General features: G+C 61.2%; 15 protein-coding genes, 1 tRNA gene and 1 other RNA gene. 7 read left to right on the forward strand and 10 right to left on the reverse strand.

What is annotated here, in order from left to right; all coding sequences use genetic code 11:
* Positions 1-130 precede the first annotated feature (130 nt).
* Genes gluQRS through ACSW29_RS03515 form a run of 4 tightly spaced genes read right to left on the reverse strand, consistent with a single transcriptional unit; the run spans position 131 to position 3371 of the window.
* Entirely contained in the window at positions 131-1027 is an 897-nt protein-coding gene (gene gluQRS / locus ACSW29_RS03500) for a tRNA glutamyl-Q(34) synthetase GluQRS (protein ID WP_317826592.1), read from the reverse strand.
* Between the two features lies 1 nt (position 1028).
* A complete protein-coding gene (locus tag ACSW29_RS03505; RefSeq protein ID WP_347875498.1) occupies positions 1029-1637 on the reverse strand; it encodes a TetR/AcrR family transcriptional regulator in 609 nt (202 codons plus the stop codon).
* Between the two features lie 51 nt (positions 1638-1688).
* On the reverse strand, positions 1689-2249 hold the full coding sequence (locus ACSW29_RS03510; RefSeq protein ID WP_317826590.1) for a TIGR03086 family metal-binding protein: 561 nt from the start codon (positions 2247-2249) through the stop codon (positions 1689-1691).
* A gap of 51 nt (positions 2250-2300) precedes the next feature.
* Positions 2301-3371 carry an Lrp/AsnC family transcriptional regulator gene (locus tag ACSW29_RS03515; RefSeq protein ID WP_317826589.1) on the reverse strand — a complete coding sequence of 357 codons (1071 nt, stop codon included), beginning with the start codon at positions 3369-3371 and terminating at the stop codon, positions 2301-2303.
* A gap of 108 nt (positions 3372-3479) precedes the next feature.
* Here ACSW29_RS03515 and argE point away from each other — a divergent pair, with 108 nt between their 5' ends.
* Positions 3480-4667 (forward strand): acetylornithine deacetylase, encoded by a 1188-nt coding sequence (argE, locus tag ACSW29_RS03520; protein WP_448276481.1) that lies wholly within the window; start codon positions 3480-3482, stop codon positions 4665-4667.
* Positions 4668-4695: 28 nt separating this feature from the next.
* Complete coding sequence (locus ACSW29_RS03525) at positions 4696-5985, forward strand: MFS transporter (RefSeq protein ID WP_317826587.1); 1290 nt, start codon at positions 4696-4698, stop codon at positions 5983-5985.
* A gap of 23 nt (positions 5986-6008) precedes the next feature.
* Here the strand turns inward: ACSW29_RS03525 and ACSW29_RS03530 are convergent, their stop codons facing one another.
* A complete protein-coding gene (locus tag ACSW29_RS03530; protein WP_317826586.1) occupies positions 6009-6788 on the reverse strand; it encodes a helix-turn-helix domain-containing protein in 780 nt (259 codons plus the stop codon).
* A gap of 39 nt (positions 6789-6827) precedes the next feature.
* Positions 6828-7499: a response regulator transcription factor gene (locus ACSW29_RS03535; RefSeq protein WP_448276483.1), complete on the reverse strand. Its 672-nt coding sequence runs from the start codon at positions 7497-7499 to the stop codon at positions 6828-6830.
* Between ACSW29_RS03535 and ACSW29_RS03540 the strand changes: the two genes are divergently transcribed.
* Entirely contained in the window at positions 7402-7803 is a 402-nt protein-coding gene (locus ACSW29_RS03540) for a DUF6191 domain-containing protein (protein ID WP_448276484.1), read from the forward strand. The genes ACSW29_RS03535 and ACSW29_RS03540 overlap by 98 nt on opposite strands.
* 9 nt (positions 7804-7812) lie before the next feature.
* On the opposite strand, the gene ACSW29_RS03545 is transcribed toward ACSW29_RS03540, so the two are convergent.
* From ACSW29_RS03545 to ACSW29_RS03555, 3 genes are all read right to left on the reverse strand, one after another.
* On the reverse strand, positions 7813-8631 hold the full coding sequence (locus ACSW29_RS03545) for a pentapeptide repeat-containing protein (RefSeq protein WP_230816607.1): 819 nt from the start codon (positions 8629-8631) through the stop codon (positions 7813-7815).
* A gap of 54 nt (positions 8632-8685) precedes the next feature.
* On the reverse strand, positions 8686-9126 hold the full coding sequence (locus ACSW29_RS03550; RefSeq protein WP_448276485.1) for a hypothetical protein: 441 nt from the start codon (positions 9124-9126) through the stop codon (positions 8686-8688).
* 77 nt (positions 9127-9203) lie between these two features.
* Positions 9204-9291 (reverse strand) — tRNA-Ser (locus tag ACSW29_RS03555).
* Positions 9292-9427: 136 nt separating this feature from the next.
* Here ACSW29_RS03555 and ffs point away from each other — a divergent pair.
* The 4 genes from ffs to ACSW29_RS03575 all read left to right on the forward strand — a co-directional run bounded on the left by ffs (position 9428) and on the right by ACSW29_RS03575 (position 12908).
* An RNA gene (gene ffs, locus ACSW29_RS03560) (signal recognition particle sRNA small type) lies at positions 9428-9527 on the forward strand.
* 41 nt (positions 9528-9568) lie between these two features.
* Positions 9569-10861: an aminotransferase class I/II-fold pyridoxal phosphate-dependent enzyme gene (locus ACSW29_RS03565; RefSeq protein WP_230816605.1), complete on the forward strand. Its 1293-nt coding sequence runs from the start codon at positions 9569-9571 to the stop codon at positions 10859-10861.
* Positions 10862-11009: 148 nt separating this feature from the next.
* Positions 11010-12314, forward strand: coding sequence for a glycosyltransferase 87 family protein (locus ACSW29_RS03570; protein ID WP_448276486.1), 1305 nt, complete (start codon positions 11010-11012; stop codon positions 12312-12314).
* An 18-nt stretch (positions 12315-12332) separates the two neighbouring features.
* Complete coding sequence (locus tag ACSW29_RS03575; protein WP_230816603.1) at positions 12333-12908, forward strand: HhH-GPD-type base excision DNA repair protein; 576 nt, start codon at positions 12333-12335, stop codon at positions 12906-12908.
* Between the two features lies 1 nt (position 12909).
* Here the strand turns inward: ACSW29_RS03575 and ACSW29_RS03580 are convergent, their stop codons facing one another.
* On the reverse strand, positions 12910-14229 hold the full coding sequence (locus ACSW29_RS03580) for an ammonium transporter (RefSeq protein WP_448276488.1): 1320 nt from the start codon (positions 14227-14229) through the stop codon (positions 12910-12912).
* Positions 14230-14267 lie beyond the last annotated feature (38 nt).

Here is a 14267-nt window from a genome sequence, read left to right on the forward strand (position 1 = left end):
CTTAAATGCCTTCGCCAGTCTCGACCGTACTTCACTATTGGAGAATTGCCAACGAATAGCTATTGCGGACGGCTTGCTCATATCGGACAATCGACCCTTTGCTCCGTCGAGGTGCAAATTGATCCTTCGCTTACTTCGCCGGGAAAATCCACGGGGTCCGGGGGATCTTCCGAGAATCGAATCGATCCGCCAATAGTGGTGGTGTGACAACTTCGCCGGGTTCGGCGAGGCCGATGCTCGACGCGATCATCGTCAGAACCTGTTCGGCACTGCGTCCGGCCTCGAGTTGATCTGCAAGAGTCACGGCGCCGTCGCGCTTCGCGAGTCGTTTGCCTTCACTGTTCACCGCGAGAGGAACGTGCGCGTACGACGGTGGTTCGATGTCGAGCAGTCGAGCAAGGTAGGCCTGGCGTGGAGCCGAGGTCAGGAGGTCGTCGCCGCGGACCACCTGGTCGATGTTCTGGGCGCCGTCGTCGACGACAACGGCGAGGTTGTAGGCGGGTACCCCGTCACCGCGGAGCAGGACGACGTCGTCGACTTGTCCCGTCACTTCGCCGAACAGTTCGTCGTGCACGGTGAACGAGTCGATGCCGGCCCGTAGCCTCAGTGCGGGGGATCGGCCGATTGCTGATTTCTCGGCGCGTTCGGCCTCCGACAGGTTTCGACACGTGCCGGGGTAGGCGCCGTCGGGAGCATGGGGAGCGGACGGTGCCTGCAGAATCTCCTTGCGTGTGCAGAAGCAAGGATAGGTCAGGTCACGCTCGCGTAATAGTTCGATGGCCTTGTGGTACAAGGGAAGACGGTGTGACTGTAGGACGACCGGGCCGTCCCAGGTGAGGCCGAGCACCCGCAGATCGTCGAGTTGCCGTTCCATCGCGCCGGGTCGGACACGGTCGAGATCCTCGACCCGAATGAGGAAGTCGCGCCCGCTGGTGCGGGCGAACAACCAGGCCAAGAGGGCGGTTCGGAGGTTTCCCAGATGGAGATCGCCGGACGGGCTCGGCGCGAAGCGCCCTGCTCCTGCCACGTCAGCTGGCGAGCCCGACGGAGGCGAGCGGGTTCTCGGCGTCGTGCAGGGTGAGGCGGATTGCGGTTTCCAAAGCGTGATCGAGGTACTGCGGCGGATACATGGCGGGGCTTCCGAGTGCGTCGAGTGCCAACCCGTTTACGGTTGAAAGTAGGAGTGCTGCTCTGGTTTCCGCTTCCGGGGTTCCGATCCCGATCAGGACCGTCGAGATGCCGGTGCGGATTGTGAACAGAGTTGTCCGGCGGATTTCGGAGAGTGACTCGCTGGTCGCGGCACGCACGGCAAATGCGGCGAGCACATGTGCCTCGCGCGTGCGTTGTTCGTCGAGGGGCAGCAGTTGCGAGAGTGCCTGGAACAGAGAGGTATGCGGATCCGCGTCGGCGGACGACTCGGCCAGTCTTGTCAACAATCGATCGACGAGTGTTCGCAGTGCGAATGCGAACATCTCGTCCTTGGTCGAGAAATGATGTTGCACTGCGCCGATCGAGACGCCCGCTCGTTTTGCGACCTCGCGGACGCTGGCGTTTTCCAGTCCGGATTCCGCGGCGACGTCGAACAATGCCGCCGCAAGCAGGTCTGGACTCGTGGAGGATTTTCGACGCTCTGGCATACCGCGACATTACATGTGTATGGAAGTAATGCGCACGTCAGGGGTGCTTTTTCACGCTTTCCGGCCGAGGAAGGCAAGGAGTTTCGTCGCTTTGTCAGCGTTGTCCGGAACCTGTATTTCCGGGCCGCATACGCCGCTCATGCGGATCGAGTCGCCCAGGCCCGCGGCGATCTCCGACACCCAGTCCACGTCCGCGTCTCGCATCGCCGTATCGGTACCGGTTGCGGCTGCGAGGTCCCAACCGTGGATGACCAGATCGAAACACAAGAACCCTTCGACCGTGGCCCCGAGGTTGGTCCTGCCGAAGTGCCCGTCGTATTCGAGAGTGGACTTTTCTGGATCGTCCAGAATTTCCTGCATCGAATCGCGGACGGCCGCCCAGGCTGCGGACGGGTCGTCGTCAACCGACGGGCCCGAGGCCAATTCCAGGCCGACTACCTTGACCATGTCTCGTTCGCTGTCGAGCACGTGTCTCACCACGTCGCGGGCGGTCCAGCCCTCGCAGGGGGAATCGTTGTCCCAGCGATCTGCGGGTACGGCGTCGATCCGCGCCGTGAATTCGGCGGCCAGATCCCGATAGCGTTGGGCGGGGGAGTTCTCTGTTGAAGTCATGACGTCGATCCTTCTCCGCCGCGGAGCATCATGATTGATTATTTCGGACATTCACTCGATTTCCGGAGCGTCCGCCCAGATATCCATCGGTACGACACCGGCACTCTTTCCTTCGTCATCGAGAAGTCGGCCGACCCTTTTCATGGATCTCAGCACCACCGATCTGTTCAGCACCACCAGACCCGGCGCCTCTTGGGCGAGTTGTACCTCGGTAATGGGGGTTTCACGAAGGGAATGGGCGGCGATCGCGAGCAATGTGTTGGCGCGGCCTCCGGATATCCGCATGCAAACGCGCATGCCTGGCACTCGTTCCACCAGCGCACGAATCGTCGACCGGTCCGTGGGATCGACATATCCCCACACCCAGGTCACGAAAGGCCAACCGGACAACGGCAGTGACACGTCGCAGCGGAACACGATCTGGTTGCGCGACGTCAGTTCGGCAAGGCGCCGCCTGACCGTACTTTCGCTGAGGCCAGTACCGACCGTGAGCTCTGCAATCGATGATCGACCGTCCTCGCCCAGCTTCAAGATCAATCGGCGATCGACCGCGTCGAACGTCTTCCCGTGATGGCGCTGATCCGTCGGTGCATATCTGTAGCGCACAGGCCGGTCTGTCATCACCGCCCGCTGCGTGGCATCGAGTACCTGCAACTTCCAGTCGTCTCCGATCGCGAAGACTTCGGTGACGAGATGTGCACGCGAACTGACGATTCCGGGCACCGACGCCAGCGAGCGAAGCATGAAGCGCGACAGGAAAGCCATGTCTCTGACTTCGACGAGAAGAGTCAAGTCGCCTGGGCCGCTTGTGTGTTCGACGCTCAGCACTTGCGGCCAGAGGGCGAGTCGTTCGGCAATCGCCAAGGCGTGCGAAGTCGTGCAGTCGACTTCCACGAATGCCAGACACGATTCCGGACGGCCGTGGCCGGTTGCCCTCGCGGAGACCCAGGCTGTGCCGGAGTCCTGTAGTCGCTGCCAGCGCCGCGCGACGGTGACCGGATCGACTTTGAGCGCGTCACCAACCGTGCGCCACGACGCTCGCGGGTTGAGTTGCAGGCAATTGATCAGGGCGAGGTCAACGTCGTCGAGCACGGCGGAATCCTGCGTTTGTTCGATCATCATGCAAGTATCGTGCATCTTCATTGTGTCTGGGATCACTTCATTCATGCTCGAAGGGCAGAACGCGGCGGCGAGTGCCCGCCGTGTTCCTGCTGTGAGAGGAGAATCCTGATGCCGTCCACCACGTTGTCCGCCGTTCCGACCGAGAGAAGCCTCGAGTGGGTGAAGCGCCTTATCGGTATCGATACGACGAGTGCCCTGAGCAATCGACCGTTGATCGATCTCGTCGCTGCGGAACTACGTCGCCACGGCGTTGAGCCGATACTTGTTCCCGATGACGGGGGAACGAAGCTCAACTTGTTGGCCACGTTCACGCCTCCTGACGGAAGTACTTCCGGTGGTGTGATGTTCTCCGGCCACACAGACGTTGTGCCGGTCGACGATCAAGACTGGAGCAGCGACCCTTTCGCCCCCGAAATTCGCGACGGAAGTCTGTACGGACGCGGCACGTGCGACATGAAGTCGTTCATCGGGATCGTTGTCGCGGCGATCCCCGACATCGTTGCTCGGCCGCTGGCGAAGCCGATTCACTTCGCATTCTCCTACGACGAGGAAGTCGGCTGCATCGGTGCTGACGGATTGGTCGAGGAGATCGGTACCCGGGGCCTGCGACCTGAGGTGTGCATTGTCGGAGAGCCGTCGGAGATGCGAGTCATTCGCGCGCACAAGTCGATGAACGTCATACGTGTTGATCTGCAGGGCGTTTCGGCTCACTCGTCGCTCACTCCACAAGGAGTGAACGCAATCGAATACGGCGCCGAGTTGATTCGATTCGTCAGAAGCGTGGCCGACGAGCTCCGTGCGTCCGGCCCGTACGACGACGCATTCGACGTGGCCTGGACAACATGCTCGGTCAATCTCGTATCCGGCGGAATAGCAGTCAACACAGTGCCCGAGGATTGCTCCATCACTTTCGAGTTCAGGAGTATCAGCACAGCAGGAGCCGAGGATCTGCTCGAACGCTTTGCCGCCGAGGCTAATCGGATCGAAACATTGATGCGGGAAGAAAATCCGTCGGCCTCCGTGACGATGCACGTCTCGGCCTCGGTTCCTCCGCTGGAGACGGATGCGAATGCTTCGGCGGCTGCACTGGTAGAACAATGGGGCGGTCGGCCCACGGACGAAAAGGTCGCCTACGCCACCGAGGCCGGCATGTTCGCGAGTATCGGTGTCCCTACGGTTGTGTGCGGTCCGGGAAGTATCACGCAGGCTCATGCACCCGACGAGTACGTGACACTTGACCAATTGGCACAGTGCGAGCAGTTCGTTCGGAGCGTCATCGCTCACGCCCGCGCCTGATCCACCCCCTAATCCCCTAAGGAAACCTATGTCCACGGCAACTACGCCAACCTCCGGAACTGTCACTCCGGAACGCCTGGCCGCTGCTCGCAAGGCGGTGATCAGCAGCTCACTCGGCGCCGCGCTCGAGTGGTTCGACGTCATCGTCTACGCGTCATTCGCAGTGGTCATCGCCCATAACTTCTTTCCCGGTGGCGACAACACACTCGGATTGATACTGACGTTTGCGACGTTCGCAATCTCGTACGTCATCCGGCCACTGGGCGGGATGGTTCTCGGCAGCTACGCCGACCGTCGCGGGCGCAAGAACGCCTTGACGTTGACGATGATGCTGATGATGATCGGCACGCTCATCATGGCCGTGGCGCCGACGACCTCGATGATCGGTCCGTGGGCCGGCGTCGTCATCCTGGTTTCACGGCTCATTCAAGGATTCTCCGCCGGTGGCGAATTCGGTACTGCCACAACATTCCTCGTGGAAACTGCGCCACACAAGAAGGCGTTCTACTCTTCCTGGCAGGTAGCGAGCCAAGGTGCCTCGGTGTTCCTGGCATCGTTGTTCGGATACGTGCTCAACACCCATCTCTCGCATGAAGCGCTTTACTCGTGGGGCTGGCGCGTTCCGTTCTTCTTCGGCATCATCGTCGGCCCGGTCGGTCTCTACATCCGTGCCAAGCTCGACGAAACGGACGATTTCAAGACGAGCGTCCCGGATAGAGCCCCCCTGAAGACGACGCTGACCAGGCATCTCGGCCGGGTGCTCACCGGTGCCGCAGTAGTCGGCGTCGCGACTATCTCGATCTATCTCATCTTGTACATGCCGACGTTTGCCGTGAAGAATCTCGGAGTATCCGCCTCTGCCGGCTATCTCGGCGGTATCGTCGCCGGACTGGTCACCTTGATCACTGTGCCGTTGATCGGTCATCTTGCAGACCGGGTCGGGCCTGCGAGAGTCATGACCTGGGCCGCCGTCGCGGCAATCGTCTTGGCCTGGCCGCTCTTCAAATTGATGGTCGATCACCCGTCGACTCTGACGCTCGTCCTGGTTGTTTCAGTCCTGGGCGTCATCATGGCGTTCGCCTTCGGCCCGTTGCCTGCCTTGATGAGTTCGCTGTTTCCTGCGGAGATTCGCGCTACCGGGATGTCTTTGTCGTACAACCTCGGCGTGACCCTGCTCGGCGGAATCGCGCCGTTGGTCTTGACCTGGTTGATCAGTACAACAGGCTCGCTCGACGCTCCGAGCTACTACTACATGACGGTCGCAGTTCTTTCCCTCGGCGGCCTGTGGTCGGCCAGGACACTTTTCAGTCAAAAGTGACGGCCAGGGGACGACGGTCGCGACTATGCGACCGCGTCTCCCTCGGCCAGCGCGACGACGGTATCCGACCCGTGCCAGTCGGGGGCTTGGGTTCGGAGCAGAGCCGCCGGGGTCAGCGACGAGATTCGGCGGCATTCACGCGTCAAGTGGGCCTGATCGCTGAATCCGCAGTGGGCAGCGGATTCAGCGAGTCCCAACGCGGGTCGACTGCGAGCGAGTGCCATGAAGCGCTGGAGACGCAAGATCGCGCGCAGAGTCGCAGGACCGTATCCGAAGGCGTCGTTGCAACGACGCTGGAGTTGGCGTGACGTCAGTGCGGCGGCGTCGGCGAGAGAGCTGACATTCCACGAATGTTCGGACAGTGCGGTGCGAACATGGTTGATCACCGGATCGTGACGGAAACTCGAATTTGCCCAACTTCGAACAGCATCTTCGAGGATGGAGACCTGTTCGTGGTCTTCGGAATTTTCCAAGCGGTTCAACAGTATTCGTTCTGTACGTGCGTCGGTTACATTGCTGAGGTCCGCGCGAGAGTCCCGAAGCTCGGACGCCGAAGTTCGCAGCATGGGCGAGGCTGATCCAGGGCGGAATCGAACACCCACGGAGCGTGTTCCCGGCGGAAGAGTGAACGACCACGCAGCGGTTTCCGGGCCGCAGACGCGGATGCCGACGCCACGTATCCACAGCACGTCCATGCAGGCATCGGGCACGAGGAGGTGCTCGCCTTCTGCACACGCCGTCCAGCCGCACACCAGGATGTCGGAGAGATCCGGGGCGACCGATTGTGGTGTGTACCAACCCATGACAAGAGCTTATCGAGCGTCACCGACACGAAGGCGAGTTCAGTCGACCGGGCCGAAGCGGTATCCGAACCCCCGGATGGTTTTGATGTATTTCGGTTTCGCGGGATCGGATTCGAGTTTGGACCGCAGGCTGAGAATCGTCGCGTCGACCGCACGCGTCTTTTCGTGGGCGGAACCCCAGACGCTTCGGATCAGGTGATCACGCGAGTACACACGCCCAGGCTCGCTCGACAGTTCCAGGAGTACTCGCCATTCGGTCCGACTGAGGACCAGCAGCTTTCCGCCCATCGTCGCCGTCATCGCACGTCGATCGAGGAGCAAATCACCGTGACGTTGGTGTTTGCCGGCACTCGGATGTGCGGTTTCGCGAAGGATCGCGGTGACCCGAAGATCGAGCGCCTGAGAATCGATCGGACTCAGTACAAAGTCCGAGACGGCGCGGTGTGGTGCTTCGTCGATGTCCTCACGGCTGTCCACCAACATCATGATCGGCATCGAACTGCGCAGGCGGATCTGTCGTGCGATCTCGTAGCCGTCGATGTCCGGCAACAGAAGGTCGATCACGGCAATATCGAAACTATCGGTGTCCAGGTCGTCGAGTAGGCGGCGCCCAGTGCGGACGAGCTGTATCTGGTGCCCGAAATGTACTAATTCGGTACCGAGTGTCTGGACAAGATACGAACGATCGGTAGCTGCAAGTATCAAGCTCACGCGAAATCCTCCCCCCGAAGGTGTTACTAGTCGTAACGGCTTGCATTGTGGCAGATCATCGACCGCGGGACCAGACATAAAGTGGCCGATCGAAAGTTGCGGGAACGAGCGGCGTTCGTCGCTAAACTTTTTTCATGGGCACTCTGTTCGCGAGGTCGCTGCGCTGTTTCAGGGCTCCAAGCACCACGAATTCGAGCAACGGCAGAGTACGTTGATGTATCGCGAGGACGGAACCGACGTTGACCCGCCGTGGGTGTCCGTCGATCCCGAAGCCAACAAGGTGGTTCTCCGTCGACGGAGTTGACAGTCGGGCTCAGGCCCAGTGGCTGGGGCGGGTCAGCGAATCGGGAAGCGTGGTAGCCGAATCGCCGATCGCCGCGTTGATCTGGAACTGAGTGAGAAAGATACTGCCGCGGAGTTTCGCGCCACGAATGTCGGTGCCGCGTAAGTCTGCACCGATCAGATCGGCTCGATCGAGTTCGCAGTCTCGGAGGTCTGCACCGATCAGATAACTCCCGCGAAAGTTGGCACCACGTAGATCGGAACCACGAAACTTGGCTCCGATGAGGTCCGCGCCGCGGTGGTCGAGTTTGCGCCCCTTCTTGCCCGAGACAGGGGAGCGCACAAGGTCACTCGTCTGCAAGAGCAGTGTGTTGACTGCCGCTCGGTGTGCTGAGACGTCGACGGCTTGGATTTGCGAAGGCGTGCCGTTGGTCAGGTTTTCCGTCTCCACGAGTACTGCGTCGAGTTCCTTCCGTATCGAGTGGGTTTGCTTCAGCGAGCGGGCTTCGGCGAGATACCAGAGCAGTTCGTGCAACTGGCGTACGACAGGGAAGGTTTCGAACATGTCTGACGCGGTCTCCGGGGCATCACGCCAGCTGATGCCGTCGTAGGTCTGCTGTGAAACCTTCTGTCCCGCACCGAAACAGTCGTAGACGGTGCAACCGGTGAAGCCCTTCTTTCGCAATCCGGTGTGAATGCCGCAACGGAAATCCTGCTGCAGGTTCTTGCAGGGGTCGCCGGCATTCTTGTTGGTTGCGAAGTCGGAGGACTTGGAAAAGGGGAGTGCGACACAGCACAGGCCGAAGCAACTGCTGCAATCCGCGAGCAGATTGGTCTGGCCGGCAATCACGCGTACTCCCGATTGTTGGGTTGGACGGAGTGTGTCCTCGGGTTCGTGCGTCTGTCAAACGATATTGCGTGGTTCGACAGCAAGAAGCCCAGCGACGCCGAGGTCGTATCCCGCGCATATTGCGGGGTACCAATCCGGCAGGCGTGAGTCCGGACCACGCTCGTGAAGTAGGTCGAAAATCGGATGGATGGCCCAGCTTGCTGCAACCAGTCGCCGTGCGGAACTCGACGTCAGAACAAGTGCGCCGAAAAGGACCGCAAAAGTTGCGGCCACTGCACTCCATTCGCGGGTGGGAATGGAGACGTCGATCGTGCTCCCCAACCGGGCTTGTCCCTGTCGAGCCACTGGATAAACGGCCGCCGCAACAATGAGGCCGGCGGCGTACGACGGCGTTCGGTAGCGAGGCATCCACTTTTTCACGGGTGCGTCGACAAGTGCACTCAGCGCAAGGCCGGTACCTGCTGCGATGACGCGGCCAGTCGTCGAGGGAGGCATTTGGCGACAGTAGCGCGGCTTGGCGATGCTTCGCGGCAAAGAAAAAGTCCCCGACCAAAACTGGTCGGGGACTTCCCTGGCGGAGGATAGGGGATTTGAACCCCTGAGGGCGTTAACCCAACCCGCGTTCCAGGCGAGCGCCATAGGCCACTAGGCGAATCCTCCGTGGAGCAGCATACCCAATCGCGAGCGTGAAGCGTTAAACGGGTACCTGACCTGCGAAGAACTGGTGGATCCCAGGGTTTGCATCTCCACCCCGGTAGGTGGTGTGCAGCGGCCGACGAAAGCCGTCTACACTGTTCATTGGATCCCGCGCGGCGCGCATCCTGTGAACTCCCCCAGGGCCGGAAGGCAGCAAGGGTCAACGGGCTCTGCCGGGTGCGCGGGGTCCTCTATTTTTTCACATACCCGACCCCGCCTCGTCGGTGAAAGGCCGCTCCGGATGCCTATCCAAACCCAGATCGGGTTGATGAGCCATGAAGAACTCACCTCCGAGCATGAGAGCCAGAGCGCGAAGTACACGCAGCTCCAGGCGCAGAAGCTCGCACTCGATCTGACCCGCGGTAAGCCTTCCCCGGAACAACTCGACCTTTCCGCAGAGCTGCTGACGCTGCCCGGCGACGGTGATTTTCGAGACGGAAGCGGAACCGACTGCCGTAACTACGGTGGACTCACCGGTTTGCCGGAACTGCGCGCCATCTTCGGCGAGCTGCTGGGTATCCCCGTTGCGAACCTTCTCGCCGGCAACAACGCGAGCCTCGAGATCATGCACGACAACGTCGTGTTCTCACTGCTTCATGGCACACCGGATTCGGCCCGGCCGTGGGCACAGGAAGAGAAGATCAAGTTTCTCTGCCCCGCACCGGGCTATGACCGCCACTTCGCGATCACCGAGTCCCTCGGCATCGAGATGATCGCGGTACCGATGAACCACGACGGCCCGGATGTCGTCAAGATCGCCGAACTTGTTGCGTCAGATCCGCAGATCAAGGGCATGTGGGCGGTTCCGGTTTACGCGAACCCCACCGGCGCCGTGTACTCCGAAGAAATTGTCCGGACGCTCGCGTCGATGCCGGCCGCCGCGCCCGACTTCCGCCTGTACTGGGACAACGCGTATGCCGTGCATCCGCTTGTCGGCGAGACCGCGCCTTCCTACGACATTCTCTCGATGGCAGCGGAGGCCGGACACCCCAACCGTCCGCTCGTGTTCGCGTCGACGTCCAAGATCACTTTTGCCGGCGCGGGTGTGAGCTTCTTCGGTAGCTCGGCGGAAAACCTTGCCTGGTACCAGAAGTTCCTCGGCAAGAAAAGCATTGGACCGGACAAGGTCAATCAGCTTCGCCACCTGCGTTTCTTCGGCAATGCAGACGGGGTTCGTGCGCACATGGAGAAGCATCGCGCGTTCCTGGCGCCCAAGTTCGAGCTCGTACTGAGGATCCTCGAGGATCGTCTCGGTGCGTCGAAGGTCGCCTCCTGGACCGAGCCGAAGGGCGGATACTTCATCAGCCTCGACGTGGTCGACGGCACGGCCAAGCGGGTCATCGAACTGGCGAAGAACGCGGGTATCGCCCTCACCGCTGCCGGTTCGGCTTTCCCGTACAGCACGGATCCGGATGACCGGAACATCCGGTTGGCCCCCAGCTTCCCGTCCACGGCTGAACTCGAAGTCGCCATGGACGGCGTGGCTACGTGTGTCCTGCTCGCAGCCACCGAATCGCGTCTCTCCGAGATCTGAGTTCTCGAAGTGGCGTGCCCGGTCGGTACTTGTGGTCTCGTCTTGTACCGTTCGGAGCATCAATTCCCGACATAGGGTGTAAATCCCGGAGGTTGTAATGGCGGGCGCGATCAACGCTTCGGATGGGCCTTCTTTCGAGGCGCACACCGTGAATTCAGGGTCGGTCATCGAAACACCCATTCCGCGACGCAGCCTCCGTGTCGGTGTTCTCGGATTTTCTGTGCTCGGTGTCCTGGCCGTCGCATCCGTTCTGATGGTTCTGTTTGCTGTCCCGATGAACACGCGGTACTGGGGAATCTTCGAAAACTTCCTCGACCTCGACGTCTACCGTCATGGCGGCAGTGTCGTGGTTCAGGGCCTTCCGTTGTACGACGGACCGGTTCTGCAAGGAATGATGTTCACGTACACCCCGTTTGCGGCTTTGCTGTTCACGGTGTGGGCGGTGCTCTCGCTCAAACAGGCGATTGTCGTCTGGACGGGTTTGAACATCGCGGCATTGTTCACCGTGATCGTGTTGTGCTGGAAGTACCTCGGCTATCGACTCGACGCGAAGGCGTACGCCGTGAGTGCGTTGGCGACCACGATCTTCCTGTTCATGGAACCGATACGTACGACGCTCTGGCTCGGGCAGATCAACATCTTCCTGCTGCTGCTGATCGTGTGGGACCTCGGCCGGGACGAGAAGAGTCGCCTCCGAGGAATCGGAGCCGGCATTGCCGCCGGTGTGAAGCTGACTCCGGCCTTCTTCTGGGCATACCTGTTCATCACTCGTCAATGGCGTGCGTTGGTGACGGCCGTCGTGACGTTCGCAGCGACCGTTGCGATCGGCTTCGTCGTGATCTACAACGACGCATACAAGTACTGGACCGGCACTCTTGTCGACAGCGAACGCGTCGGACCGACGGATGCCCCGAGCAACCAGTCCGTGTCCGGTTTGATCGCTCAGCTCTCTCACACTCCGACGCCGTCGCGGGTCCTGGTCCTCGTCTTCAGTGCGCTGGCAGTATGCCTCGGACTCGGTGCCGCGTGGATTGCTCACCGGCACGGCCAGAAATTGCTCGGCCTCACCATGACGGGGTTGACTGCGACCACTGTCTCGCCGTTCTCGTGGGGTCATCACTGGGTGTGGTTCGTCCCGCTGGTCGTCCTCGCCGCGCACTACGCGATGGTGTCGAAGAAGCGCTGGGCGTGGGTGGCGCCGTTCGTTTTCCTGCTCCCAGTCTTGAACTGGTCTCACACTTGGTGGGACCCGTCGGTCATTCCGGGTACGGATCGCTTTGTCGGAATGGGCCTGTTCATGTTCGTGCCGCCCGATTTTCTGCGGATTCCGACCGTCGGCGTCTACCTCTGGGTCTTCACGCTTGCCGCGGTGTCGACGTTGGTTCTGTTCGGCTGGAAGAAGTGGAAGATTCCGGCGCAGGATGCCCCGGCGTCGGTCACAACTGCTGCCTGACGTGGCAGTATCGGACTCATGGCACTTCATCTGAACCTTGTCGGTGACCCCGAAGCTGATGCCCTCCTGGCCGAGGACCCGTTGGCGTTGTTGATCGGAATGCTTCTCGATCAACAGGTTCCGATGGAAACCGCCTTCCTCGGTCCGAAGAAGCTGGCGGATCGGCTCGGCGGCATCGATGTCAGGCGATTCGCCGACATGGACACCGACGAGTTCATCGCGATCTGTGCGGAGCCCCCGGCTGTGCACCGATTCCCCAAGTCGATGGGCGAGCGTATCCAGCTTATGTGCCAGTTCATCGTCGAGAACTACGATGGCGACACCGCGGCGATCTGGACTGCGGGAAACCCTGATGGCAAGGAAGTGCTGAAGCGGCTCAAGGCTCTGCCCGGTTACGGGGATCAGAAGGCCCGGATCTTCGTTGCATTGCTCGGCAAGCAGATCGGCGTCGAGCCGAAGGGTTGGCGCGAAGCGGCCGGCGACTACGGGCTCGAGGGCTCCAGGCGGTCCATCGCGGACGTCGTCGATGAGCAATCTCTGCTCGAGGTCCGCGAGTTCAAGAAGGCAGCAAAGGCTGCGGCGAAGGCGAAATAGATCACCGGTCTTCGCGTTCGCGCTTTTCGCGATCCTCACGCTGACGCTGGAGGAACGGGCTCGGGTTCTGTCCGCCGATCGGACCGTGGCCGAGGACTCCGTGCTCGTAGGCGGACTCCGCGTGCAGGGCAACGTCGATTCCGCGGGCCTCGTCTTCACGCGAAATGCGGAAGCCGAAGGTCTTGTCGATGAGCTTTCCGAGACCGTAGGTCACTCCGAAGGCATAGAGAGCGACCACAACGACACCGACGAACTGCTTACCTAACTGAGCGAACCCACCGCCGAAGAACAAGCCTTCCGGACCGCCCGTCATCACGGCTGTCGCGAGGAGTCCGATCAGCAACGAGCCGACGATTCCACCGACGAGGTGCACGCCGACGACGTCGAGGGAGTCGTCGTAGCCGAGCTTGTGCTTCCATCCCACGGCGTACGAGCAGACGATGCCCGCGATCAGGCCGATGACCAGCGCGCCGAACATGTTCACCGTTCCACACGACGGGGTGATCGCGACCAGACCGGCGACGACGCCCGAGGCCGCGCCGAACGTTGTGGGGTGTCCGTCACGGTTCTGTTCGACGAACAGCCAGCCGAGTAGTCCGGTGCAACCGGCGACGAGGGTGTTGAGGAAGATCTGCGAGGCCATACCGTCGGCCGCAAGGGCCGACCCGGCGTTGAATCCGAACCAACCGAACCAGAGCAGGCCGACGCCGAGCAGGACGAACGGCAGATTGTGCGGACGCATCGACTCGGCCTTGAAACCCATCCGCTGGCCGAGGACCAGGGCCAATGCCAGACCCGACGCTCCGGACACGATCTCGACCACGAGGCCACCGGCATAGTCGAGTGCTCCCATCTGGGCGAGCCATCCCTGCGGATTCCACACCCAGTGAGCGACGGGGACGTAGACGAGCAAGGACCAGATGGGGACGAAGATCATCCAGGCGGAGAACTTCGCTCGGTCGGCGATCGCACCACTGATGAGTGCTGCAGTAAGGATCGCGAACGTCAATTGGAAGGTTGCGAACAACACTTCCGGAACGTTCCCGTGCACGGTCGACGGGTCGATGCCCGCCATTCCGACGTGCTCGAGTCCACCGATGATGCCGCCGTGATCGTCGCCGAAGACGAGGCTGTAACCCACGAACAACCAGGCAACAGTGACGAGCGCGATCGAGACGAAGCTCATCATGATCATGTTGAGGACGCCGGTCGAGCGGACCATGCCGCCGTAGAACAGTGCGAGTCCTGGCGTCATCAGAAGTACCAGTGCAGTACTGACGAGCAACCAGGCAGTTGCTCCGGCATCGATGGTGGCGGGCACAGTTTTCTCCTCACGCACACGGACCAGCCCGCATGCAC

The organism is Rhodococcus sp. GB-02, assembly GCF_053470465.1.

Excerpts from the sequence above, each read along its gene's own strand:
- ACSW29_RS03505 (WP_347875498.1), bottom strand. The coding sequence starts at position 1,637 with ATGCCAGAGCGTCGAAAATCCTCCACGAGTCCAGACCTGCTTGCGGCG.
- ACSW29_RS03510 (WP_317826590.1), bottom strand. The coding sequence starts at position 2,249 with ATGACTTCAACAGAGAACTCCCCCGCCCAACGCTATCGGGATCTGGCC.
- ACSW29_RS03515 (WP_317826589.1), bottom strand. The coding sequence starts at position 3,371 with ATGATGATCGAACAAACGCAGGATTCCGCCGTGCTCGACGACGTTGAC.
- argE (WP_448276481.1), top strand. The coding sequence starts at position 3,480 with ATGCCGTCCACCACGTTGTCCGCCGTTCCGACCGAGAGAAGCCTCGAG.
- ACSW29_RS03525 (WP_317826587.1), top strand. The coding sequence starts at position 4,696 with ATGTCCACGGCAACTACGCCAACCTCCGGAACTGTCACTCCGGAACGC.
- ACSW29_RS03530 (WP_317826586.1), bottom strand. The coding sequence starts at position 6,788 with ATGGGTTGGTACACACCACAATCGGTCGCCCCGGATCTCTCCGACATC.
- ACSW29_RS03550 (WP_448276485.1), bottom strand. The coding sequence starts at position 9,126 with ATGCCTCCCTCGACGACTGGCCGCGTCATCGCAGCAGGTACCGGCCTT.
- ACSW29_RS03565 (WP_230816605.1), top strand. The coding sequence starts at position 9,569 with ATGCCTATCCAAACCCAGATCGGGTTGATGAGCCATGAAGAACTCACC.
- ACSW29_RS03575 (WP_230816603.1), top strand. The coding sequence starts at position 12,333 with ATGGCACTTCATCTGAACCTTGTCGGTGACCCCGAAGCTGATGCCCTC.